A 25,253-nucleotide genomic window follows, 5' to 3' on the forward strand; every position below is an offset into this window, starting at 1 on the left:
ACGATCACGCATCGACGTTCGCAAACGTGGTACCGCCTTTACTGCCTGTATTGCCCCAGTCGCGCTTAACACCGAGCATCAATACCACATTTTTTGCGATATAAATGGAGGAGTAAGTACCGACGATAACCCCCCAAGTAATCGCAAAAACAAATCCTCTCAGGACATCACCTCCAAATACCAACAGTGCAATCAAGGCGAGGAGAGTCGTCCCAGATGTCATCAACGTGCGGCTCAGGGTTTCGTTGGCAGAGATGTTGAGCACATCTCTCAGTGATTTTTTCTTATGTTTGATGAGATTTTCACGAGCCCGATCAAACACCACCACCGTATCGTTGATTGAATAGCCCACGATTGTCAGCAGCGCGGCAATGATTGCAAGGTCAAACCGGATTTGGAACAAAGAGAAAATTCCGATCGTCAGGAGAACGTCATGAACGAGTGCGGCGACCGCCCCAATCGCAAACTGCCACTCGAAGCGCAGCCAAATATAAATAACAATTGCAAACAGCGCACCTGTAACCGCTAGAATTGCCTTAGTAATAAGTTCTCCTGAAACCGTCGGCCCAACACTTTCCACCGACGGGAAAGTGATCATAGGATCAATTGATTTGAGAGCTCGTTCGACCAATTCAATGGTAGCGCCCCCTACACTCTCCTCGCCTTCCTGAGCCTGAATCACCACCATCGCCACATGCTGATCCTCGTCAAAGCTTGGATCATAAACCTCCGTTATTGATACATCACCAAGGCCAAGTTCAGCCAACGCTTCTCGATAAGCGCCCACATCAACCGGAATCTCCGAGTCAGTCCGGATCGTCGTTCCTCCGCTGAAATCGATACCGTAATTCAACCCGAGGACCAAAAAGCAAGCAATGCCTGCCATCACCGCAACGATTGAACCACCGAAGGTAACGCGCGCCCATCTAAAGAAGTCAAAGTTGGTTTGGCTCGGAACGAGTCGTAAGCGCATCGTACTAGACCTCAATTGTTTTGGGGCGTTTGCGACGGAACCAGATCACAACGAACAAGCGTGTGACAAAAATCGCAGTGAATACAGACGTAAGGATTCCGATGCCCAATGTAATCGCGAACCCTCTGACTGGCCCCGACCCTACCATGAAAAGAATGGTCGCAGTTATAAAAGTAGTGACGTTCGCATCGAGGATCGCGGAAAGCGCGCGCTCATATCCCAATTCTATCGCTCTCGCTGGTCCCTTTGCGGTCCGGAGCTCTTCACGGATTCGCTCGAACACAAGTACGTTGGCGTCGACAGCCATGCCGATCGTCAGGACGATACCAGCGATCCCCGGCAATGTAAGCGTCGCGCCCAACACAGAAAGCGTTCCAAAGATCAAAGCTACGTTTATGAGAAGAGCCAAATTTGCCATCAGACCAAAGACGCCGTAGCTCAAGAACATAAACAGAAGAACGCCCGCCATACCGATGAGTGCGGCTATTTTCCCCGCGTCAATACTGTCCTGACCAAGTTCAGGTCCAATCGTGCGCTCCTCCAAAAAGGTCAGTTCCGCAGGAAGTGCCCCTGCGCGCAGCAACACTGCCAGATTGGTTGACTCTTCCACGGTGAAGTTGCCGGTAATGATCCCCGATCCACCCGGAATGTGGCTTTGAATGGTCGGCGCACTAATGACCTCACCGTCGAGCACAATTGCGAAAGGGGCGCCGATATTATCGGCGGTGTAATCACCAAATGCCCTTGCCCCTTTGGGATTGAAACGGAAGTTTACGGCGGGCCGACCGTTCTGATCGAACGCCGGCTGAGCATCGACCAGTTCTTCACCCGTTACTACCGGCACCCTTTCCAGCACATAAAACGTGCCTTCACGGTCCAGGGAGGGAAGTATTTCTTCGCTCGCACTGGATCCCTCGTCGAGCGAACTGGCAAGCCTGACAACTGGCTGGAAGGTCAGCTGCGCCGTCGTGCCGATAATGTCCTTTACTTCTTGGGCGGAACCGACCCCCGGAACCTGCACCAAAATCCGGTCTTGACCTTGCCTTTGAATGCTAGGCTCTCTGGTCCCCACTTCATCAATCCTGCGCCGGACAATCTCCAGCGCTTGCTTGATCGTGCGATCAGCAGTTGCGGCCTTTTCAGGCTCTGACAACGACACAGTTATAACCTGTCCCGACGCGGAAACGACCAAGTCAGAAGCCGCAGCACCTGTTAAAGAGGTTACAGGTCGAGCAAGCCCCCTGACGAGCTCCAGCGCGCGTTCAACACCATCCGCATTTGATACATTGAAGCGGAGTAGGTCGTCGGGCGCATTCTCATCGCGTGTAACAAAACCGACAGTATCGCGCTCCGTCAGAATGGTTTGCCGAACTTCCTGCCAGAGTGCATCCATGCGTGCGACATAGACATCCTCGACTTCGACCCTTGCAAGAAGATGGGCCCCTCCGCGCAGATCAAGCCCAAGATTTATCAAGCTAGAAGGCAGGATTTCGGGCCAAAGGGCCGCCTCCCCCTCAACTCCCTCCCGCTCGATGCCGCGCTCAATTTCTATACGCGCATCGTTGGATTTTTCGACGCGCTCATAAAAGAGGTTTGGCAACGCAAAAAGCAACCCGACGAGACAAATTGCGCCAATAAGCAGTTGCCGGAACGCTGATATCTGGAGCATCGGGCTTCTTTCGTTTGGTGTTATTTCGCAGGTTCGGTTTTGCTAACTACCGATGCAATCGTCGAACGCACAACTCGGATCGAAACACCCGACGCGATCTCGACCTCAATCTCGTTGTCATCCTTTACCTTCATCACCTTACCGATGATCCCACCTTGAGTAACAACCTGATCACCACGCCGAAGGGCCTCGACCATCTGCTGGTGTTCTTTAATTTTCTTCTGCTGGGGACGGATCAAGAAGAAGTACATAATCGCAAAAATGGCCGCGATAAATGGCAGTTGTGCAAGCGCCGAAGAGTCCATTCCTTATCCCTCATGTAACTGGAACGCGCTATCGCGGGGCGATTGAACGCGAAATTCGCGGCACGTTAATTCGCTGGATGGGGAATGGCAACTCAAAGACTGAGAGTTTTCGATCAAGTATCCGCGCGTCAGACTACAACTTCAAAAGCGTTTCGCGTATCACAATCCAGCGACTCAATAGAATGGACCAAGCCCATGCATGACATCAGAGCAATCCGCGAAAATCCTGCAGCATTTGATGCGGCATTGTCTCGGCGTGGCTTGCCTCCGATGTCTTCCGAGATTCTCTCGATTGACGAGACTCGCCGCGCAAAAATTCTCGCTGCGGAAACGGCGCAGGCTGAGGCAAACAAGGCCGCTCAGGAAATTGGTGCAGCTAAGGCGCGCGGCGACGAGGAAGAATTTGCGAGATTACGAAACGCGGTCGCGGATCGGAAATCGGACATCGCACGCCTGAACGATGAAGCAAAAAAACAAGATGCACGCTTGCAAGAGTTGCTTCTGGGTATACCCAATATGCCTTACGAAGACGTTCCGTTTGGTGAGGACGAGGAGCAGAACGTCGAAATTCGCAAATGGGGAACACCGAAAACTTTCGATTTCACTCCGCTCGAGCATTTTGACATCGCCGCAGTAAAGGGCGGGATGAACTTTGACCTCGGCGCCAAGCTTTCGGGCAGCCGCTTTGTTGTGCTCTCTGGTTCGGTCGCTCGGCTCCATAGGGCACTGGCCCAATTCATGATCGACTTCCATATCGACGTACACGGCCTTGTTGAGGCCAACACACCGGTTCTTGTCAAAGAAGAAATGATGGTTGGCACTGGTCAGCTTCCAAAGTTTGGCGATGACAGTTACCAAACGACGAATGGTTGGTGGCTCATTCCGACGGCTGAAGTGACGCTTACCAATACTGTTAACGGCGAGGTAATTAACGAATCTGACCTTCCAAAGCGCTACGTTGCGCATACACAATGTTTCCGCTCCGAGGCGGGCAGCGCAGGCCGGGATACAACTGGAATGCTGCGTCAACACCAATTCGAGAAGGTCGAAATGGTTTCAATTACGCATCCGGATGCTTCGGAAGAAGAACACCTCCGCATGACAAATTGTGCGCAAGCAATTCTTGAAGCACTCGAATTGCCCTATCGGACGGTTATTCTCTGCACAGGAGACATGGGCGCGGGTGCGCGCCGCACGCATGATATTGAGGTCTGGCTGCCCGGACAGAACACTTATCGGGAAGTTTCTTCAGTTTCCACATGCGGAGACTACCAAGCACGCCGCATGGATGCCCGCTTCAAACCAACAGACGGGGGCAAACCGCAATTCGTGCACACATTGAATGGTTCCGGCTTAGCCGTTGGTCGTGCGCTGATAGCCGTTCTCGAAAATGGCCAACAAGAAGACGGATCTGTTTTGATCCCTTCTGCGCTTCAACCTTATGTAGGTGGGAAAACAAGGCTGCTTGCGAATGGGCGCCTTGCATAGTGCTTGCTGAAAAGGCGACCTAACGGTCGCCTTTTCCGATATGCTTCTTGAGGCGTGAAGGTTGCTTCTTCTTGCGGTCTTTGTAGGGGTTCTTATCGCCCTGATCCCGCAAATACAGCCTTATAGGTGTGCCGGGCATATCGAACCCCTCCCGCAACCCGTTGACCAAATAACGCGAATAGCTGCTTGGCACGACGTCCGGATGCGATGTCATCACAACAAAAGCCGGCGGCCTTGTCTTCACTTGTGTCATATAACGCATCTTGATCCGTCGTCCCTGCGGGGCAGGAGGCGGATGTTGCTCGAGCATTCCAACAAGCCATCGGTTAAGCGCGGCAGTTGGCACCCGTCGGTTCCACACTCCATAAGCCCGCATGATTGCATCGTGTAGGCGCTCCAGTCCGCGTCCGGTTTTGGCCGAAACTGTAACAAGCGGTGCGCCCCTTAATTGAGGAAGGAGGCGCTCGAAGTCAGCCCGCAGCTGCTTAAGTTTTTCCTGCTTTTCATCCTCGATGTCCCACTTGTTGACAGCGACAACAACGGCACGTCCTTCCCGCTCTGCAAGGTCCGCGATCCTGAGATCCTGTTGTTCGAACGGGATCTCTACATCGAGTAGTACAACAACCACTTCAGCAAATTTTACGGCACGCAAACCATCCGAGACTGAAAGTTTCTCCAGCTTGTCTTGGATCTTTGCCCTTTTCCGCATGCCAGCAGTATCAAAGATCCGCATTGGAGTCTCATTCCAATCCGTCCGCACTGAAATCGCATCGCGTGTGATCCCGGCTTCGGGGCCGGTCAGCAACCTTTCCTGGCCCAGGATCTTGTTGATCAATGTTGACTTGCCAGCATTTGGCCGCCCGACGATCGCGATTTGTAGCGGCTTATCGGCAGTCGGTGCGCTGACTGTGTCATCAAACTCATCGTCGTCGCTGACATCGACATCAAGCTCGGGCAGCGTTTCCTCGATTTTCTTCTCCGCTGCTTCGGCAAATGGCATGAGTTCTTCAAGTAGCTCGCCCATCCCCTCTCCATGCTCGGCGGAAAGGCGGATCGGTTCCCCAAGCCCAAGGCTAAAAGCCTCCAGTAGACCGGACTCGCCCGCACGTCCCTCGGCCTTGTTCGCCGCGAGAATGACATGCGCGCCCTTTTTCCTAAGGATATCCGCGAATATTTCATCGGCAGGGGTCACACCTACTCTCGCGTCGATCATGAACAAACAGACATCTGCCATATCGACGGCCTGCTCTGTCAATCTTCGCATCCGGCCCTGAAGGCTATCATCCGTTGCGCTTTCAAGGCCCGCTGAGTCCATCACCGTAAACCGCAGTGGCCCTAGGCGCGCATCTCCTTCTCTTAGGTCGCGTGTAACACCCGGTTGATCATCGACAAGTGCAAGTTTCCGCCCGACGAGGCGATTAAAAAGGGTCGATTTTCCCACATTTGGGCGCCCGACAATGACCAACGTAAACGACATAGCTTTCCGATCCACTATTCAAGAACGCGCGTCTATACCAAACGAAAGTCAACGGAAAGCGGCGAGTTGTCCTTCAGTGGTCACCACGAACAGAGTACCGCCAACGACGATTGGTCGACTAGCAGCGCCACTCGGCAAAGCCACTTGCGAAACCAGCACACCGTCAACAGGGTTGTAAGATCTCAGGAAGCCGTCGGACGATGCGACAATAAGGCGACCGCCTGCCAATACAGGGCCATAATGAGCGGTAATCTCGCGATCACGCCCCCAGCCAAGCCTGCTTCCATTGTCACGTCCGTCCGGCAAATCAACGGCCCATATCGCCTCACCATTACGCGCATCCAATCGTATCAGTTGGGACAGATCATTGACCGCGAATAAATCATCACCGGCCGGCCAGATCGGGCCTGTGGCGCCATGGAGCGCGGTCCAAACGCGCTCGCCCGTCTCTAAATCGAGCGCAGCAATCCGCCCTGAAAAATTACCCACATAAACTTTATCGCCAACGATCACCGGATCGCCTGAAATTTCAGAGACTGTCGAGGCCGCACTTCCCAAGCGCTGCCCTCTCACGACTGACGACCATCTCTCTAGCCCTCCGCGTGGGAAAACAGCAGAGATCTCGCCTGATGCAAAGGGGATGACCGCAATGCGTTGATTGGCTGCGACGCTCGCCCCGAACCCAAAACTCGATCTGGACGGAGTTGCATCCGCACTCCATTCAATGCGCCCTGAGCCGACATTGACAGCCCAAGCCGTGCTCTCCCGATCGACGACGAAGGCGAGGTCGCCCAAAACTGTCGGTGCACTAAGACCCGTCGCATTCAGGTCTTGTCGCCAATCAATAGTTCCTGCCATCAAATCCAGAGCGATCATCTCTCCAAACCCGGTTGTGGCCAAAAGTTTACCACCACCGATAGCAAGCCCACCTCCCGATGTGACGCTGTTATCCCCCGCCAGATCGGAGAGCTCAGTCTGCCACCGCAAGGTACCGTCATTGGAAACTGACGATACGGTCCCAAGAGAGTCCATAACGTAGATCACGCCGTTGGAGGCGACAGGGTCAGCAGAAATACGCGCACGTCTGGTGTTCCCCTGCCCTACATCAGCGACAAATACTTGGGAAAGTTCATCAGCTAATGCGAGATGTCCGCCCGCATGATCCGGCGAAAGATTTTTGTGCGTCCAATCGTCGTTGGAATTCGCCGCTCCCAAACGTACAGCCTGAACGCGGTTTTGGAACTCAGTCGTCTCGCCAGAAATCCCGGCCCGATGATCAAGCCTGTCACCTTCCAGAATAATTTCCTTTTCACCACATGCGGCAATAAGAAACAGTCCAGACAAGACAAGGTGATAAGCTTTCAACATCTAAGTCCCCACATGTAATAGGTGAAACAGATCTCTGCTGATTTCGTCCCGAAAGATCACAGATCTCCGCCCAGGGCCACAATCATCTGTTGCGAACGTTCACGCAAGCTTTGTGTCACAGCAGCGTCTTCGAGCACTCGTTTGAGCGTCGCAATCGCCGCTTCATCGTCGCCCATTTCCACCTGAGCAAGCGCCAATTGTTCTTTGGCAAGAAGTGCAAATGGCCTCCCGGGGGCAGTCAACGGAATAAGCTTCTCTGCACGATCTTCTGCTGAAGCGATACCTTCCGACACCATCACCTGCTTCAGGAGCGCCAATTCCTTGTAAAGTTCGGATGTTCCCTCTTCGTCGATGATCCCCTGAAGCAGCTCGATTGCCAAGTCGGCATCGCCTGTCTCACGCGCTGCGGATGACGCAAGCATTGAGGTGACCAAATTCGCGGGGAGTCGCTGAAGCTCTGCGAGAACATCCTCGGGGTTATCCATCGAGAGCGCATCGATAATAGCGTCACCATTAGCCTGCGCCGAAGCGCGTTCTTGCGAACGATTGTATTCGGTCCAAGCCGCCGCACCGACTAAGATAAGTACCGCCAAAACCGCAATCCAGCCGTACCGCCGGATATATCCGAACAACTGATCGCGCCGCACTTCTTCGTTTACTTCATCTATGAAGCTTTCGTTGTTACTCACCTCAATACCCTTCCAAGGATCGTGCGTTTGCCCCAATTAGCCGCATCAACGCGCATTTGCCAAGAGCCAGCCGCGCCGACAAGTGATGCGGCAATGCAGCAAACGTCAAAAAAAATGATCTGAACTGATCAGTTTAGCGTAATCTATGAACAAACGGCTTGCTCATCGTCGTAGAGAGCATATCTCCAAGGCCGCAAAGGTACACGAAGGACCAGTAAATGAGGATCTTCCCGATCATTTCCGCGATTGTTGCAGCGATCGCTCTATATTTCATCGTCATTGAGCGGGACATGCTCTTTGACTTCGTGTCCCAACAAAACAGCGCAGCGTCTACGGATGAAACCGCAGATTCCGGTGATACTGCAGTTTCGTCGAGCGATGCGACACCAACTGAGATACAAGTGTCACCCGAAAACTTGGTGAAAGTTGTCGCCAGAGACTCAGTCGCGCGCCCGCTCGAAAACGCCGTCATCGTAAGAGGTCGCACCGAAGCGGCGCGGCAGGTAGAACTGCGGGCAGAGACGAGCGGTAAAGTCATTTCAGAACCGCTTCGCAAAGGCTCCCGCGTTCAAGAAGGCGAGGTAATTTGCCGACTGGATCCGGGAACGCGTCAAGTCGCGCTCGCGGAGGCAGTGTCGAGGCTGGCGGAGGCCAAAGCTCGATTGCCTGAGGCGGAGGCACGGATTCCCGAAGCCGAAGCGCGTTTGCTGGAGGCTCAATCCCGCTTGGCCGAGGCGATGGCGCGCCGGAGCGAAGCAATCGCTCGGCTTGAAGAAGCCGATCTCAACGCACGCACAGCCCAAACCCTCGAGACCGAAGGGTTTGCGTCGAAAACCCGTGTAGCAAACGCCCTGGCAGCACTCGAATCCGCAAAGTCAGGGGTCAGCAGCGCAGAGAGCGCCTTGGAGGGTGTTGGTGCATCCATTGCCAGCGCTGAAGCTGGTGTAGCGTCAGCATCATCCGCCGTCGAGAGCGCCAAAGCAGGCATAGCATCGGCCGAAGCGTCCGTTGCTCGCGCACGGACCGAGCTTGAAAGATTGGAAATCGCCGCCCCGTTCTCGGGCATTTTGGAGACAGACGCCGCGGAGCTAGGTGCTTTGCTACAGCAAGGCTCACTGTGTGCGACTGTTATACAACTGGAGCCAATCAGGTTGGTGGGTTTCATCCCTGAAACCGACGTATCAAAAGTCAGCATTGGCGCACCTGCCGCAGCTCGGCTGGCTACGGGCGAGGAGGTTTTCGGCAATGTAAACTTCCTATCGCGCTCGGCAGACGAAGCAACCAGAACCTTCCGTGTCGAAGTTGAGGTCGCTAACGGTGAAGGCCGTATTCGTGATGGACAGACTGCTGAAATGCTGCTCGCCACAGCGGGGCAAACAGCACATCTTTTGGCACAATCGTCCCTCACACTTAACAATGAAGGGCTGCTAGGCGTGCGCGTCGTCGATGAAAATGATATCGTCCGGTTTACACCCGTCGATATTGTTCGCGACAGTAAGGAAGGCGTATGGGTGACCGGCCTTCCCGAAAGCGCGCGCATTATCACCATCGGCCAAGAATATGTAACAGATGGCGTACAGGTGGCTGTAACTCTTGAGGAGACAAAGTCGTGACCGGATTGGTTGATTGGGCGGCCTCCAGAGCCCGCATGATCCTCGCATTTATTGCGCTTTCACTGCTCGCTGGCGGCTACGCCTATGTTGGCCTGCCTAAAGAGGGCGAACCCGACATCGAAATCCCCGCTTTGTTTGTGTCTGTTCCATTTCCCGGGATTTCGGCCGCTGATGCGGAAACTCTTCTTGTGAAACCAATGGAAGCGGAACTTGCGGATCTCGACGGCCTCAAAAGCATGAGGTCGACAGCCTCGGAGGGCTATGCAGGTGTGGCGCTGGAGTTCGAATTCGGCTGGGACAAGACCCGCACAATGGCCGACGTCCGCGACGCCATGAACAGTGCCGAAGCACAATTCCCATCTGGCGCCGACAAATATTCCGTAAACGAAATCAACTTTTCGGAATTTCCCATTATCGTCGTCAATTTGACCGGCAGCCTCCCCGAACGGACCTTGATCCAAGTCGGCAAGGATATGCAAACCCGTTTGGAGAGCCTTGACGCTGTCCTCGAAGCGCAGCTCACGGGACAGCGGGATGAAATGCTTCTTGTGGAAATCGATCCACTGCGACTGGAAGCCTATAACGTCACTGCCGGTGATCTCATCAATGTAGTGACACAAAATAACCTGCTCATTGCAGCGGGTGAGGTGACCTCCGATCAAGGTACATTTGCCGTCAAGATCCCCTCTTCTTTTGATGAACCGCAAGACATCTACAGCTTGCCTATCAAAACGAACGGCGACCGTGTCGTCACTTTAGGGGATTTGGCCGAAATCCGTCTCGCTTTCGAAGACCGTGTTTCGACAGCGCGCTTCAACGGGGAAAATACCGTGGCGCTTCAAGTCGTGAAGCGAAAAGGGTTCAACCTCATTGATACCGCTACACTGGTAAAAGAAACCGTTGCCGAGATCGAAACTGGCTGGCCGGAAGAACTGCGGTCCGCCATCAGCGTTGGAACTTCCAACGACCAAAGCCGTAACGTTTCCTCGATGGTGAGCCAACTTGAAGGCTCCGTCCTTACGGCGATCGCTCTTGTCATGATCGTCGTGCTCGCCTCGCTCGGACCCCGACCAGCTCTTCTGGTTGGCTTCGCGATTCCAACATCATTCTTGCTGACTTTCGCACTTCTGGCGGTAACAGGAATTTCCATTTCCAATATCGTTATGTTCGGCCTCATTCTGGCCGTTGGCATGCTCGTAGATGGTGCAATCGTCGTCGTTGAATATGCCGACAAGCGGATCACTGAGGGATCCGGCCCGATGCACGCCTATGTGGAAGCCGCAAAGAGAATGTTCTGGCCGATTATCTCCTCGACGGCCACAACACTTTGCGCATTCTTGCCAATGCTCTTCTGGCCGGGAGTTCCGGGCGAGTTCATGGGAATGCTGCCAGTAACACTGATTTTCGTTCTATCCGCTGCATTGGTCGTTGCGCTTGTCTACCTTCCGGTCGTTGGCGGCGTATCGGGTAGGGTCAGTCGCGTGTTCACGCGTTCCTCAAACGCCCTTAGACACTCTACGCCTTGGATCGTCCGCGCCGCTTTGGTTGTTGCGTCAGGCATCGCAGTCTTTACCGGCGCTATGTTGACCCTCAACCCCGGCTACTTTTCGGGCGTAGCGCGCCAGACGAGTGGGCTCGTTGACTCCCTTCCCGGCATTATTTTGTTCCTCGTAGGATGTGTTTCCATTTCGATCACCATTGGCGCTGCACGTTTCGAACGGAAAGATCGCAAGGTTAATGCAGGTTACAAACGCTCCGTCTTCGGACATTGCATTCATTTTATCGCCGGCAATCCAATCATGCCGCTGGTTTCCATCGCAGCGGTTGGCTTCTTCATTGCTTGGGTCTTCGCGCTCTATTCCGACAACAACAAAGGTGTCGAATTCTTCGTCGAGACGGAACCGGAACAGGCCATCGTCTATGTGCAGGCGCGCGGAAATCTCTCGCTTGTTGAAAAAGACGCATTGGTCAAGCAAGCGGAAGAAATCGCCCTAACCGTCGAGGGGGTCCGCAGCGTATTCTCGTTCGCTGGTGCCGGTGGCCTCAATCAAAATACAGCTGGTGCAGGCGGACCGGGCGACGCTATCGGGCAGCTCCAACTGGAATTGGTGCCATGGGAAGAGCGCGCCGAATTTGCAGCGTCTAACCCCGATGTTTCAATTGCTGACCTTGGTGGCAATGCAGTCATAAAGACACTTCAGAACCGGCTGAACGAGATCCCAGGAATTGAGACAGAAATCCTGAATTTGGCGATGGGTCCAGCTTCGTCAAAGCCGGTTCACTTACGCTTGAAAGGCGACAACTGGTCGGAACTGATCAATTTGACGGCGCGTGTGCGCGAAAAATTTGACAGCATAGACGGCCTAACTCTTGTCGAAGACACCCGCCCCCTGCCCGGTATTGACTGGCAACTTGATGTCGATGTCGAAAAGGCAGGTCGGTTCGGGGCCGATGTGGCGACAGTCGGCGGCATGGTGCAGTTGGTGACCCGCGGGATCTTCCTCGACACCATGCGGGTCGACACATCTGACGAAGAAATCGAAATTCGGGTACGTCTCCCCGAAGAGTACCAAGTCTTGTCCACACTCGATACGCTAAGGGTCAGGACACCATCCGGCCTGATCCCATTGTCCAACTTCGTGACACGGACGCCCGTTCCCAAACTGGCGCAAATCGATCGCGTAGACCAAATGCGCTATTTTGATATCCAGGCGGGTGTCGAAATGGGACTTGTTAAAATCGTGGACAGCGCAACAGGAGAAGTTCGTCAAATTCTTGCTGAGACAGATCTTCAGTCGAACGAAGACCTGATGTCTGGGATAAATGACGGCAGCCTAAAGTCGATCGCTGTAAACGCCAACGAGCGGATCGAAGTGATTGAGGAATGGCTCTCAACCGAAGCCAACCTGCCTTCAACTGTGACATACAGTTGGGTTGGCGACCTCGCAGATCAGCAGGAAAGCACCGCCTTCCTAGCAACAGCCTTCGCAGGTGCGCTCGGCCTCATGTTCATCATTTTGCTGGCGCAATTTAACAGCTTCTACAACTCCGCTCTGGTGCTTCTGGCAGTTGTGATGTCAACTGCTGGTGTTCTGATCGGCATGGTTGTGATGGATCAGGCTTTTTCGATCATCATGACGGGCACCGGTATTGTCGCGCTGGCTGGTATCGTGGTTAACAACAACATCGTGTTGATCGATACCTATCAAGAATACGAGCAGTACATGCCCCGTATCGAGGCAATTACACGGACCGCAGAAAGCCGCATTCGGCCCGTTTTGCTCACCACGATTACAACGATGGCTGGTCTAACACCTATGATGTTCGGCTTGAGCTTGGACTTCTGGAACGGCGGATACACAATCGACAGCCCAACCGCTCTTTGGTGGAAGCAGCTCGCAACTGCGGTCGTATTCGGCCTCGGTATCGCGACAGTCCTGACCCTTATTTTCACCCCATCGATGCTGGCTCTACGAGTTTGGGTCACAACTTATGCACGATGGGCCGCTCGGCTGCTGGCAAAGCTGTCGTTTGGTCGCGGCAGCCAAGCCGCAAGAGACTGGGCAACGATGCGCGAAGCACGCGGTGTCAAATCACCCGAGATCATTTGGTCGGAAGACTCGACCAGTACGTTCGGCACGACCCAAACTCTGCGCGCCGCCGAATAAACCTTGGAGTCCGCCTAGCGATAGCCTAGGCGGTCCTGCATGAAGGCAAGCGCAACTTGAAGCCCGTCGGGAGCGATCCCGTGACCTGTGCCTTTCATGACATGTGCAAATACGTCTTCCCAACCCGCTTCTTGCAGACCTGTAGCCGCGGCAGGAAGTGCCTGAATCGGAACGACGTCATCCTGATCACCGTGGACCAGTAAAACCGGCGGACGCGACAGAACATCATCTTTCAGAAATTCCGGTTCAAGCAAACGCCCTGAAAAGGCACAAATCCCAGCAATTGCATCCTCACGGCGGGGTAGCACATGAAGTGCCATCATGGTTCCTTGCGAAAACCCCAGAACAAAAACCTGCTCAGGCAGCACATCTTCATCGACCATGACGCCATCAAGAAATGCGTCCAGATCATCTGCCGCACGATATAATCCTTGGCGGCTCTCCTCTTCACTTGATCCGTCAATCCATGGGATCGGGAACCACTGAAATCCGTAAGGGGCACCCGCACATGCCTCAGGGGCATCTGGTGCTAGAAACAAGGTATCTGGCAAATGTTCAGCCAATGGATCGGCCAGCGCCATCAAATCCGCGCCATTTGCGCCGTAACCGTGCAAAAAGATCACGACCGATCTCGCTTCACCTGATAAAGGTTCGCGGCGGAGCGCTTCCAGAACTCTACTCATCTCTTTACCTCGCCTTTGATCACGGCACCGTAGTAGGCCCATAGAAGCCGCGCGGCAACCGCCCTCCAAGGCGACCACTCTTCCGCCAGAGCACGCAACTCAGTCTTACGAGGCGGTTCGGAAAGGTCCCAAATCTCCTGCACCGCCTTCCGCAGAGCCAGATCTCCAGCAGGGAAGACATCCGCACGGCCCATTGCTGTCAAAAGGTACACCTCCGCCGTCCACCTGCCGATCCCCTCCAAAGAAACGAGAACAGAAATAGCGTCTTGGTCATTCAATTTATTCAACTGGGTAAAATCAACATCGCTCTCCACAAGCCGCCGCACATAATGTCTCTTGCGGTAGGACAAACCGGTCTGAATCAAGTCTTCATCGGTTGCCGACAACAACGCTTCTTTTGTGATCAGGCCCTGTGCGACAAGTTTCCGCCAGATGCTCTCAGCTGAAGCGCGACTGATATGCTGAAACACGATTGCTTTGACAAGCGCCTGAAAACCCGCCTCAATTCGCCGCAATGGCGGCATTCCAAGTTGGGTAAAAAGCTCTCCAAAGCGAGGCTCAAGGCGAGCCAACTCTTCCAGTCCTTTATGTAAGTCATTTTGGGTGTTGATTACCTTATGACTGCCTTGATGTGACATGGTCATTTGTAATGTTGCTCCACCCAAGCAATGACCTGACTGTATGAGCTCACAGATTCAATTTCATTTGGCTGATTTGGGCGAGAAATTAGTAACACCTCTACCCCCAACTCCCTGGCAGCTATCAATTTACTCGCCCCGTCGACTCCACCCGAGTCCTTAGCCACCAAAATATCGATACCATTTTCCCGGAGAACCCTGCGCTCCTCATCGAGAGAGTAAGGCGGTCGCGCGGTCAGAATATACCAGTTCGCGAACGGAAATGGTTTTTGAGGGTGTTCAATTTGACGAGCGAATACCTTGCAGCCTCGCAACTCACCAAAATCAGAAAAGGTTTTGCGTCCCGTAGCGATAAAGACCGAAGTTCCCTCTCGACACGCCAGCGCAGCATCGCGGATCGTATCAAAGTACCGCCAATTGTCATGAGTTTCCGGTGACCATCTGCCACGTTCAAATCTCACGAAAGGCAACGCCAATGCCTGACAGATTGCATATGTTCGTTCTGTAATCTTAGAGGCAAAAGGATGCGTAGCATCGACAACCATGCCGATATTGTTCCTTTGAAGAAACTCCACAAATCCGGCCTCGCCTCCGAAGCCCCCCGAAACGGTCGGGATCGGCAGCTTTGCCGGATCATCTGTTTCACCTGCTAGTGATGCAATCGCAGGAATTTTCAAAGTATGAAACTGTTGGGCGATTTGGCGGGCGTCTCGCGTTCCCGCGAGTAACAGAACCGTCATCCCTCCACCTTGGCGCGCACATTACCAGATCGATCGATCACGACTATGTTTAACTTTTCAGGAGGAAAATAACCTTCGAATTGGGAGAGAGTGTTTCGCTTGGCGGCTTCAGCGACCCTCAAAGCCATTTTCTCCCCTACGCGCTCATATGCATCCAATGCACTGTTCGCTCCATCTATTCGATCATCGCCAATCAGTTCGCTCAGTTTTTTAAAGTCAATTTGGCTTCGGGAAGAGTGCAGATCCATCGCTCCGAGTGCAAGCTTGCTCATCTTCCCTATCCCACCACCGATCGTCAGCTGCGGAACAGGATGTCGTCGCAGGTACTTGAGCATTCCCCCAACAAAATCGCCCATATCAAGCATAGCATGATCTGGCAGCGAGTAGAGATTCTGTACGACCTTTTCACTCGTCGCGCCGGTCGTTCCCGCAACATGCATGAGGCCATCAGCGCGCGCGACGTCAATTCCCCTGTGAATAGAGGCAATCCAAGCGGAGCAAGAAAACGGTCTAACAATTCCGGTTGTGCCTAGGACCGACAATCCATCCACAATGCCCAGCCTCGGGTTCCAAGTTTTTTTTGCAATTTCGCGTCCACCAGGGATTGAGATCTCGACTCGAAAATCTGGACTTATTCCATAGTCGACAGAGATTTCCGAAATCACTTCGTCCATCATTTGCCGTGGGACAGGATTGATCGCGGGTTGCCCCACGTCGAGAGGAAGACCTTTCCGCGTCACCCTGCCAACGCCCTCGCCAGCAGCAAATTGCACCCCACCGTCTGAAGACCGCACACGCGCAACAATCAAAAGGCCATGCGTGACATCCGGATCATCACCTGCATCCTTGATGACACCGGCTTCAGCCCAACCATCTCCGGAAGCATGATGCGTGATGTCAAAGACAGGCATTTCTCCTCTTGGCAGTCGGATTGACACGGTGGAAACTGGCTTACCCGTCAACAGCTCAAGCAACGCTGCCTTTGTCGCAGCGGTCGCACAGGCCCCCGTCGTCCACCCACGGCGCAGATTATTAGATGAAGTATCGCTCACAGCCGAACTATAGAAACCCCGTTAAATGCCGCCAATCCACTTTTCTTTGTCGTATGCAATCTTTATCAGCGGCAAGACACAAGGCATAACGTCCCCATGAGCAACTCTTTTGATTTTCCGACAATGGATTGGCCAATTCTTGAGCCTGGCTGGGTGTGGTTATGCGGTGCGGGTCCAGGGGATCCCGGCCTGCTAACAATACACGCGCTAAATGGCCTTCGGCAGGCCGACGTGGTTATTTTTGACGCATTGGTGCAAGAAGAAATTCTTAAATGGGCACCGCAAGCAAAGCACATTTATGCGGGCAAAAGAGGCGGTAAACCATCTGCAAAACAGCGTGACATCTCCCTTCACCTCGTTGATTTAGCCAATCAAGGCAAGCGCGTGTTGCGCCTCAAAGGCGGAGATCCGTTCGTCTTCGGGCGCGGTGGGGAGGAAGCGCAAACGCTTGTACAACATGGTATCCCAATTAGAATTATCCCCGGAATATCGGCTGGTATCGGCGGCTTGGCATATGCTGGCATCCCAGTGACACACCGAGACGTAAACCAATCCGTTACATTTGTGACCGGCCATGATCAAACCGGCGAAACGCCTGATTCTCTCAACTGGGCAGCAATTTCGAGAGGGAGCCAAGTCATCGTCATTTACATGGGAATGAAGCACATCTCCCAGATTCAAGCAGCGCTGATCAAGGCAGGCAGATCGCTCTCTGAGCCGGTAGCCGTGGTATCGAACGCAACCACGGAAAAACAATCGGTACTCGAAACCACGCTAGGCGCTGTCGTCGCGGACATCGAGGCTGAGGGGTTTGAGCCTCCAGCGATTATTTGCGTCGGTCGTTCTGTACAAATGCGACAAGTTCTAGACTGGCAAAGTCAGGGCCGAGGAGAAGCCCCGCGCAACTTGGATCCGTTGGGCAGAGGACGCCCTGCCGAGGCATCCTGAACGTGTTGGGCCGAGGTGTCATCATAGCTGCACCGTCTTCGGGAAGCGGCAAGACCACGATTACCCTCGGCCTCTTAAGAGCGCTTAAACAACGCGGGCGGAGCGTTTCAGCTGCCAAATCCGGTCCTGATTATATCGATCCGCAGTTTCACGAAGCGGCTTTGGGAGCAACATCCCTCAACCTGGATGCCTGGGCTATGGCTCCTGATACGCTACGAATTCGCGCAGCCGAGCATGCCTCCGGAAGCCTGCTCATTATTGAAGCTGCGATGGGGCTGTTTGATGGCGCCCCGCCCGACGGTCGCGGATCAGCAGCCGACCTCGCAAAGGCTCTGGGACTTCCGGTTCTTCTCGTAGTCAATGCAGCAAGTATGGCCCACTCCATCGCTCCGCTTGTAAAAGGGTTCGCCAACTTTGATCCCGAGGTGCGGATAGGCGGAATTATCTTAAACAACGTCGGCTCTCCCCGTCATGAGCGCATCTTGAGAACGGCACTCTCGAACCAACCGATCCCGGTCGCCGGTTGCGTATACCGATCCACTACTTTGTCTCTCCCGTCGCGGCATCTCGGCCTCGTACAGGCATTGGAACATGAAGATATCGACGGCTTCAGCAACACAGCCGCAAGGCAGATTGAAGAGTCCGTTGACATCGATGCCGTCGAGCAAATTGCGGCTCCACTTCACAAGCCTGGCACCCGTTCCGATAAAACTCCTCAAAAAAGTTATGACAGCATCGCCGTCGCTAAGGACAAAGCCTTCGCTTTTGTCTACCCTCATCTCATAAAAAACTGGCAGGAAACCGGAACTGAAATTCGTTTCTTTTCACCTCTGGCCGACGATCCTGTCCCCGACGCCGATCAAGTTTACCTTCCGGGGGGGTATCCGGAACTCTTTGCTGAAACGATAGCGTCCGCATCTACATTCCTAACGTCTCTACGACGTACTGCCCTCACTACTAAAATATACGGAGAGTGCGGCGGCTACATGGTATTGGGGCATACCTTAACCTCAGCCGATGGTCGCGATCATCGAATGGCAGGCCTGCTCGACCTCCACACAAGTTTCGCGCAACGAAAGCTGCACCTCGGTTATCGCACCCTGAAAAGGTTCGGGAACAAAGATACAGCACAGATCGCCGCGCACGAATTTCATTTTGCCACGACCGTACAGTCGACTGGCACACCATTATTTCAGGCTTGGGATGCGGAAGGGGCCCCCCTACCAGACATGGGCCTCTGCGACGGAAATGTGAGCGGCTCCTTTGCCCACATAATCAACCCAACGATTTGAGTAACAATCAAACATTGCGATCTTTTTATAATTATCTACAGATGGGCTCATGACCGCTTTTTCAACTACCGACGCAAAGCGAAATGTCCTGATCCTTGTAATCGCACAGGCGACACTAGGCTCACAGTTGCCGATGATTTTTGTGATCGGCGGCCTTGCGGGGAGCATGCTGGCGTCAAACCCCTGCTGGGCGACCCTTCCTATCTCGATGGTGATTTTCGGCTCGATGACAACCGCACCTTGGCTATCCCCACTAATGCAGCGGAGGGGCCGTCAATTTGGTTTTACAATTGGCACATTCGCGGGTGCGGCAGGTGCTATGGTTTCAGCTATCGGTCTCTATCAGGGTTCTTTCCTGATATTCCTAACAGGCAGTTACCTCTCCGGCATATATATGTCTGCACAGGGCTTTTTCAGATTTGCAGCCGCGGACTCCGCGTCTGAGGCATTCCGCCCTCGCGCCATTTCCTATGTTTTGGCAGGTGGACTGATCTCGGCGATATTGGGCCCCCAGCTCAATAAATTGGTCCAAGATACCTTTGTCGTTCCATTTCTAGGCAGCTATGTGGTCATCGTCGTCATAAACCTTTTGGGGCTTTTTCTGTTCTTCGGATTGAAATCAGGAACGCAATCGCCTGACGAAACGACCAAAGCAGTGGTGCGCCCCTCGCGCACTCGCCGCGAATTGTTGACCGATCCAAAAATCAAAGTCGCAATAATTGTCGCCATGGTAAGCTACGCGTTGATGAATCTTGTCATGACCGCAACGCCCCTCGCCGTCGTTGGTTGCGGATACACCACGAACAATGCCAACGATATCGTGACCGCTCATGTACTTGCGATGTTCCTCCCCTCGTTCGTAACCGGACACCTGATCAACCGGTTCGGCACCTACAAAATAATGGCCGCAGGCTTGATCATTCTGTCCGGCGCAGGTGTCGTTGGGATCATGGGTGTGGAGCTTGAGAACTTCTTTTTAGCTCTCGCACTCCTTGGGGTTGGATGGAACTTTGGATTCATTGGAGCGACAACCCTTCTATCCTCGGCGCATAACGACCAAGAAAAAGGCGCGGTTCAGGGCATGAATGACCTAATCGTGTTTGGTTGCGTTACGCTCGCCAGCCTTGCATCGGGCGGGCTTATGAATTGCGCCGGAAGCACACCGGAAACAGGTTGGACCGCCGTCAACATTGCGATGCTGCCTTTACTGACTCTGGCGGGTGCAGCTCTGATCTGGCTGGCAATGCTCGCCAAATCTGCAAGCCCCGTGAAGGGCAAAGTGATTAAGTGAATAGCAGTCGAAAGCGTTTTTGAAACTCTGAAAACTCCAGACCACCTGTATTCACAGCATCAGGATTTCGCACAACCTTTTCAAGGGTCGGCCGAGCCAACCAGCCAAAACGATGCACCAGCCGAAGGGCCGAACCCTTGCGCGCTGGTATCGCCGCAAGTTCAGCCAAAGCCTTTTGAGCCAAATCGCGAATGACTGGCACATCACTTTCGTGGAATAGGCGCTTTCCGCTCGCTTCAAGGCGCGGAACTGCGCGTAGAAAGTTTGCCAAACCGGCCCACTTACCCAGCGTCTGGGCAAACGAAAGGTCAGCGGCGTTGCAGGAAAGAGCTTGCGCAGCCGCCACGAAGAGACCGCCAGAAGTCTGCTCAAGGTAGCGTTCGAAGTGAACCATATCCTCAAAAGGTTCCATGTAGATGTCCCAGCGCCGAGCGGCGATCATCTGATCGAGGCACTCTGTATCGATCTCACTTTCGCGCACAACGAGCGCAAGTGGTACTGTTACCTCATGATTTCGGATCAGCCCGCCAGCGCCAATTTCCGCGATGGCGTCGCGCCACCATTGCAGGCGCATTTCCGCGATCATCGGCTCCTTGGTCATCCAGGGCGCTCTGGAAACTTCAACATTGAAAGCAAAGAGCGGCATCAACCTCGCCCGCATCTCGGGCGCAAGTGACATCAGCACACGAAACCTCTCAGTATCTCCGCTTTCAACGAGCCTAGCGCACCCGTCGATGTTCAAGGCTGGGCCCCATCCCGCAAGAGTTTCCAATTGATTGCATCAACGAGCGCGTCAAATGAAGCATCGACGATATTTGCCGAAACCCCAACCGTCGCCCAGCGGCGCCCCTTGCCATCCTCGCTGTCGATAATAACCCGCGTAACGGCCTCGGTGCCGCCGTTAGTGATGCGTACCTTGAAGTCCACAAGCCGCATATCTGCGATATACTCTTGAAACCGCCCCAAGTCTTTACCCAACGCCATGCTCAAAGCGTTAACTGGGCCACTATCGCCCAGCGCGCCCCCATGCTCGTTCTCATAGAAAGACGTTGTTTTCTCGGCCCCCATCTGAACAGTCACCACTGCTTCGGAAACGGTCACAATTTCACCACGGGCATTCCTGCGACGCTCAGAGATGACCCTGTAGCGCTCAACTTCGAAGAAATGCGGCATCGTGCCCAACTCTTCACGCGCCAGCAATTCGAACGAGGCTTGAGCCGTATCATAAGAATACCCGCGGGCTTCTTGCTCTTTGATCCGCTCAAGAATTCTGGAGAGCGCCGGATCACCACGCTCAACTTCCAATCCAGCGTCTTTCAAACGCATCAGCAGATTTGACTGTCCAGCCTGATTGGACATCGGGACAATGCGGCTATTGCCGACAAGAGCTGGATCGATGTGCTCATATGTTGTCGGATCTTTCGCAATCGCGCTTGCATGCAAGCCAGCCTTGTGCGCGAACGCGGACGCTCCGACATAAGGCGCCTGCTTTGCAGGTAGACGGTTCAAAATATCGTCCAGCATACGGCTCAACCGCCTCAAACCTCTCAGCTCGTCACTTGTAACCCCTGTTTCATAACGGGACTTGTATGGTTCTTTGAGCAGCAGCGTCGGGATTATCGTTGTCAAATTCGCATTTCCACAACGCTCGCCTAGGCCGTTTAGAGTACCCTGAATTTGCCGTGCGCCAGCATCTACAGCAGCGAGACTGTTAGCAACGGCGTGATCCGTGTCATTATGCGTATGAATTCCGAGACGTTCGCCGGGAATCCCAGCGCCGACAACGGCACTAACAATATCATAAACCTCGGACGGGAGCGTGCCGCCATTTGTATCGCAAAGAACGATCCACCGCGCACCGGCGTCAAACGCAGCTCGGATCGCCTTCAACGCATAATCAGGGTTTGCCTTATAACCGTCGAAAAAATGTTCCGCGTCAAAATGCGCTTCTCTGCCTTCAGCGGTTACATGAACTATTGACGCTCGGATGTTTTCTAAATTTTCATCCAGAGTAATGCCCAGCGCTGTTTCTACATGAAAATCATGGGTCTTGCCGACTAGACATACGGCATCTGTTTTCGCGTTCAGAACCGCAGCCAACACATCATCATTTTGAACCGAGCGTCCTGCTCGCTTGGTCATGCCGAAAGCAGTCAACACCGCTTTTGTTTTTGGGGCGTTGTCAAAAAAGTCGCTATCTGTCGGGTTTGCACCTGGCCATCCACCTTCTATGTAATCGACACCAAGCCTATCGAGCGCCTCAGAAATGCGAATTTTCTCAGCCGTCGAAAACTGAACGCCTTGTGTCTGCTGCCCATCCCGCAGCGTCGTATCATAAAGATACAGCCTCTCTTTTGGCATCAAACTTCCTCCAGCTTTCCCGCATCAAAATCGCTGCCGGGAACGAGTTCGACCCCTGATTTTGACATTCGCACCTCAACACCCGCGTCAAGCAATCTAGCTTTCAGCCGATCAACTTCTGAAAAATCCTTGGTCATCATGGCGGCCTTTCGAGCAGCTGTCAGACGCTCGGCGTGACGTGACAGATCCACATCCGGTGAAACTGCCCACTCCGGTTTATGGTCACCCACCAACCCGAGTAGGGTCAGTGACGATGCAAGATCGGCAAATCTCCCTGCGCTCACAAATTCATGCAACAAAGACAGCACACGCGGTGTATTCAAATCCTCGCCAAGCGCATTAAGGATTTCGGCAGGGACAGGTCCGGAGGTGTCATTTGCGTCCACTTTTGCGTACCATTTCCGGAGCGTTTTATCGGCTTCCTGCGCTTTCTCAGCGGTCCAGTCCATCGGTTTCCGATAATGCGTGCTCAGCATCACAAATCGAATAACCTCGCCCGGGACACCTGAATCGAGAAGATCGCGGACGGTAAAGAAGTTGCCGAGGGACTTGGACATTTTCTTGCCCTCGACCTGCAACATCTCGTTATGCATCCAGAAACGTGCAAAATCTCCACCGGGATGAGCGCATTTTGACTGCGCTATTTCATTCTCATGATGCGGAAATTGAAGATCATTGCCGCCTCCGTGAATATCAAAGCTTTCCCCAAGCAACTCATATGACATCGCAGAGCATTCGATGTGCCAGCCTGGCCGCCCACGGCCCCACGGGCTGTCCCATCCCGGAACATCTTTGTCAGATGGCTTCCACAGAACAAAATCCATCGGGTTTCGTTTATACGGTGCCACCTCGACGCGGGCGCCGGCAATCATGTCGTCGACACTGCGCCCTGACAGCGCTCCATATTCAGAGAAACTTTCTACAGAAAAAAGGACGTGACCGTCGGCCACATATGCGTGCCCTTTTTCCACGAGATCAGCGATCATATCCACCATCGCGCCAATCCACTCGGTCGCCCTCGGCATATGCGTCGGTTCGAGAACCCCGACAGCAGCCATATCTTCCATGTACCAAGCAATCGTCGTGTCAGTAATGTCTCGGATCGAAAGCCCCGTCGCTGCCGCGCGCGCATTGATCTTGTCATCCACGTCTGTGAAGTTACGCACATAAGTGACCTGACCCGCGCCGAAAACTTCGGTAAGAAACCGATAAAGAATATCAAACACGATTGCCGGGCGGGCATTGCCAAGATGAGCGCGTTCATAAACCGTTGGCCCGCAGACATACATCCGCACGTTTTTTGGGTTGATCGGTACGAATTCCTCCCGCGAGCGGGTTTTGGAATTGTATAATCGGATCATAGTCATAGACTTCTCCCAAAGACGGTCTTCGCCCGCGGGCATAACAATTTACATTTCAGAGGAAAACGTCAAAGAGCAGCCCGCGCAACAAATGTTAGCGCGCGCAAATGCAGCCGATAATGATGCACATTTTTTCTCTCATGAAGGTTAAGTAGCATTTGCTGCTCAGTTGGTCTAGCACCACTATTCCATGAATTGCACGCAAGCAGTGATCCATAGGATTGACAGCTACTTGTTCATTCCATCTCTCTAAGTTGATGAAACCATCAAAACAAATTTCAAACTTGACACCTTCCGGCTCTGACGGATGGGAAATTGTCTATGAAAGTTGGAAACTCGCCGCCGCGGGGGAGAAGATCATCTCCTTAGCGGTAGGTGAACACGACATTCCGACGTCCAAGCCAATCCTCGACAACATGTTCACCAGCGCCCAAGCTGGAAATACAGGCTACACCCCTGTCGGCGGCGTTCCTGCGCTCCGGGAAGCAATTGCCGACAAGATAACAAAAACGACTGGCGTCAAGACAGCGGCGGAAAACATCCTCGTCACGCCGGGCGGACAGTTCGCACTGTTTATTGCCCACATGATAGCGCTGGACCCAGGGGATCGCGCCCTTTTTCTTTCCCCATACTACGCAACCTACCCCGGCACGATCCGCTCAGTCGGTGGCGCGCCAATAGAGATCGATCCAAAACCAAATTCTGGTTTCCAGCCCAACCTCGCGGAAATCGCGCAAAAAGCCAAAACCGCTCGTAGCCTGCTGATCAATACGCCGAACAATCCCTGTGGCGCAGTATACGCACCAGACACTATGGAAAGCATTCGGGATATCTGCCGCGCACACGATCTTTGGCTGATCTCCGACGAAGTTTACGAGGCCATGATTTGGAACGGGCATCACACCTCGGCTTGGCACGATGCCGGAAACTCGGCGCAATCGATGGTTGTCGGCTCGTTTTCCAAAAATTTCGCGATGACTGGTAGCCGGGTAGGATGGTTATGCGGCCCACCGGACGTGATTGCCCTTGCCGAGAACCTCGCCACTCACACGACCTACGGCACCCCGGGATACATTCAGCAAGGCGCTTTGCGTGCGCTCGCGCTCGGAAAGGCGTTGGAGAAAGAAGTCACAGCCCCATTTGAGCGCAGGCGGAACATGGCGCTCGAACTCTTATCCGCACATCCCGACGTCGATTTCTTGTCGCCTGATGGGGGCATGTATTTGATGCTCGACATTCGCAAGTCAGGGCTCTCCAGCATAGAGTTCGCGCACCGCCTGCTTCATGAGCACAAGATCGTTATCATGCCCGGAGACAGCTTTGGCAAGGCCGCCCGCGGATATGTGAGGATCGCGTTCACCGCCAGCGATGAACAGTTTGCATTTGGGTTTCATACGATCGTCAAGTTCCTAGAAGACCTCGCAAGTGCATAATGTGACGCCTCACGGCCCAAAAACGACCTTTGGTCGCTTTCAGGCCAGATCATTTGTTGATCACAGATTGATATCGTGTGGAGACACAACGCACATTGAGGCGAAAAGATCATGGTTGGTGGCGCGAAACTGCATCTCGTGATGCTTACGATCGGAGCCCGCAGAGGCCGTGCCGCGCGTGGCCGTCCGCACTGATTGCTTGAC

At 53.7% G+C, this 25,253-nt stretch carries 20 protein-coding genes; 7 read left to right on the forward strand and 13 right to left on the reverse strand.

Features of this window, described 5'->3' with window-relative positions:
- Positions 1-4 precede the first annotated feature (4 nt).
- The 3 genes from secF to yajC are packed head-to-tail and all read right to left on the reverse strand — an operon-like array spanning position 5 to position 2,947.
- The gene (gene secF, locus AB1E42_RS09485) at positions 5-973 is read right to left on the reverse strand and encodes a protein translocase subunit SecF (protein ID WP_368344004.1); all 969 of its coding nucleotides are present in this window, start codon (positions 971-973) and stop codon (positions 5-7) included.
- A gap of 4 nt (positions 974-977) precedes the next feature.
- A complete protein-coding gene (gene secD, locus AB1E42_RS09490) occupies positions 978-2,642 on the reverse strand; it encodes a protein translocase subunit SecD (protein WP_368344005.1) in 1,665 nt (554 codons plus the stop codon).
- A gap of 20 nt (positions 2,643-2,662) precedes the next feature.
- Positions 2,663-2,947 (reverse strand): preprotein translocase subunit YajC, encoded by a 285-nt coding sequence (yajC, locus tag AB1E42_RS09495; protein ID WP_368344006.1) that lies wholly within the window; start codon positions 2,945-2,947, stop codon positions 2,663-2,665.
- Between the two features lie 195 nt (positions 2,948-3,142).
- Here yajC and serS point away from each other — a divergent pair, with 195 nt between their 5' ends.
- The gene (gene serS / locus AB1E42_RS09500) at positions 3,143-4,435 is read left to right on the forward strand and encodes a serine--tRNA ligase (protein WP_368346401.1); all 1,293 of its coding nucleotides are present in this window, start codon (positions 3,143-3,145) and stop codon (positions 4,433-4,435) included.
- Between the two features lie 19 nt (positions 4,436-4,454).
- Here serS and der read toward each other — a convergent pair whose 3' ends face one another.
- Genes der through AB1E42_RS09515 form a run of 3 tightly spaced genes read right to left on the reverse strand, consistent with a single transcriptional unit; the run spans position 4,455 to position 7,969 of the window.
- Positions 4,455-5,912: a ribosome biogenesis GTPase Der gene (gene der / locus AB1E42_RS09505; RefSeq protein WP_368344007.1), complete on the reverse strand. Its 1,458-nt coding sequence runs from the start codon at positions 5,910-5,912 to the stop codon at positions 4,455-4,457.
- Positions 5,913-5,960: 48 nt separating this feature from the next.
- A complete protein-coding gene (locus tag AB1E42_RS09510; RefSeq protein ID WP_368344008.1) occupies positions 5,961-7,280 on the reverse strand; it encodes a PQQ-binding-like beta-propeller repeat protein in 1,320 nt (439 codons plus the stop codon).
- Between the two features lie 56 nt (positions 7,281-7,336).
- Positions 7,337-7,969: a tetratricopeptide repeat protein gene (locus tag AB1E42_RS09515; protein WP_368344009.1), complete on the reverse strand. Its 633-nt coding sequence runs from the start codon at positions 7,967-7,969 to the stop codon at positions 7,337-7,339.
- A 218-nt stretch (positions 7,970-8,187) separates the two neighbouring features.
- Between AB1E42_RS09515 and AB1E42_RS09520 the strand changes: the two genes are divergently transcribed.
- Together AB1E42_RS09520 and AB1E42_RS09525 are read left to right on the forward strand one after the other, a co-directional pair.
- Positions 8,188-9,582, forward strand: coding sequence for an efflux RND transporter periplasmic adaptor subunit (locus AB1E42_RS09520; RefSeq protein WP_368344010.1), 1,395 nt, complete (start codon positions 8,188-8,190; stop codon positions 9,580-9,582).
- A complete protein-coding gene (locus AB1E42_RS09525) occupies positions 9,579-13,250 on the forward strand; it encodes an efflux RND transporter permease subunit (protein ID WP_368344011.1) in 3,672 nt (1,223 codons plus the stop codon). Before AB1E42_RS09520 ends, AB1E42_RS09525 begins: the two co-directional genes overlap by 4 nt.
- A gap of 14 nt (positions 13,251-13,264) precedes the next feature.
- Here AB1E42_RS09525 and AB1E42_RS09530 read toward each other — a convergent pair whose 3' ends face one another.
- Genes AB1E42_RS09530 through AB1E42_RS09545 form a run of 4 tightly spaced genes read right to left on the reverse strand, consistent with a single transcriptional unit; the run spans position 13,265 to position 16,363 of the window.
- Complete coding sequence (locus AB1E42_RS09530; protein WP_368344012.1) at positions 13,265-13,933, reverse strand: alpha/beta hydrolase; 669 nt, start codon at positions 13,931-13,933, stop codon at positions 13,265-13,267.
- Positions 13,930-14,577: a DNA-3-methyladenine glycosylase gene (locus AB1E42_RS09535; RefSeq protein ID WP_368344013.1), complete on the reverse strand. Its 648-nt coding sequence runs from the start codon at positions 14,575-14,577 to the stop codon at positions 13,930-13,932. The genes AB1E42_RS09530 and AB1E42_RS09535 overlap by 4 nt, the downstream gene beginning before the upstream one ends.
- Positions 14,574-15,311, reverse strand: a complete 738-nt coding sequence (locus AB1E42_RS09540; protein ID WP_368344014.1) for a cobalt-precorrin-6A reductase — start codon at positions 15,309-15,311, stop codon at positions 14,574-14,576. Before AB1E42_RS09540 ends, AB1E42_RS09535 begins: the two co-directional genes overlap by 4 nt.
- Positions 15,308-16,363, reverse strand: a complete 1,056-nt coding sequence (locus AB1E42_RS09545) for a cobalt-precorrin-5B (C(1))-methyltransferase (RefSeq protein WP_368344015.1) — start codon at positions 16,361-16,363, stop codon at positions 15,308-15,310. Before AB1E42_RS09545 ends, AB1E42_RS09540 begins: the two co-directional genes overlap by 4 nt.
- A 96-nt stretch (positions 16,364-16,459) precedes the next feature.
- Here AB1E42_RS09545 and cobA point away from each other — a divergent pair, with 96 nt between their 5' ends.
- The 3 genes from cobA to AB1E42_RS09560 are packed head-to-tail and all read left to right on the forward strand — an operon-like array spanning position 16,460 to position 19,894.
- Entirely contained in the window at positions 16,460-17,311 is an 852-nt protein-coding gene (cobA, locus tag AB1E42_RS09550) for a uroporphyrinogen-III C-methyltransferase (RefSeq protein ID WP_368344016.1), read from the forward strand.
- Between the two features lie 5 nt (positions 17,312-17,316).
- A complete protein-coding gene (locus AB1E42_RS09555) occupies positions 17,317-18,603 on the forward strand; it encodes a cobyrinate a,c-diamide synthase (protein WP_368344017.1) in 1,287 nt (428 codons plus the stop codon).
- Between the two features lie 49 nt (positions 18,604-18,652).
- Complete coding sequence (locus AB1E42_RS09560) at positions 18,653-19,894, forward strand: MFS transporter (RefSeq protein WP_368344018.1); 1,242 nt, start codon at positions 18,653-18,655, stop codon at positions 19,892-19,894.
- Here AB1E42_RS09560 and AB1E42_RS09565 read toward each other — a convergent pair.
- Genes AB1E42_RS09565 through cysS form a run of 3 tightly spaced genes read right to left on the reverse strand, consistent with a single transcriptional unit; the run spans position 19,887 to position 23,622 of the window.
- Positions 19,887-20,666 (reverse strand): phytoene/squalene synthase family protein, encoded by a 780-nt coding sequence (locus tag AB1E42_RS09565; protein WP_368344019.1) that lies wholly within the window; start codon positions 20,664-20,666, stop codon positions 19,887-19,889. The genes AB1E42_RS09560 and AB1E42_RS09565 overlap by 8 nt on opposite strands.
- Positions 20,633-22,255, reverse strand: a complete 1,623-nt coding sequence (gene cimA / locus AB1E42_RS09570) for a citramalate synthase (protein ID WP_368344020.1) — start codon at positions 22,253-22,255, stop codon at positions 20,633-20,635. Before cimA ends, AB1E42_RS09565 begins: the two co-directional genes overlap by 34 nt.
- Positions 22,255-23,622: a cysteine--tRNA ligase gene (gene cysS, locus AB1E42_RS09575; protein WP_368344021.1), complete on the reverse strand. Its 1,368-nt coding sequence runs from the start codon at positions 23,620-23,622 to the stop codon at positions 22,255-22,257. The genes cimA and cysS overlap by 1 nt, the downstream gene beginning before the upstream one ends.
- Before the next feature lie 278 nt (positions 23,623-23,900).
- On the opposite strand from cysS, the gene AB1E42_RS09580 reads away from it, so the two are divergent.
- Positions 23,901-25,049, forward strand: a complete 1,149-nt coding sequence (locus AB1E42_RS09580) for a pyridoxal phosphate-dependent aminotransferase (protein ID WP_368344022.1) — start codon at positions 23,901-23,903, stop codon at positions 25,047-25,049.
- Positions 25,050-25,253 lie beyond the last annotated feature (204 nt).

The organism is Pelagovum sp. HNIBRBA483 (assembly GCF_040931995.1).
Classification (GTDB): Bacteria; Pseudomonadota; Alphaproteobacteria; order Rhodobacterales; family Rhodobacteraceae; genus JAEPMR01.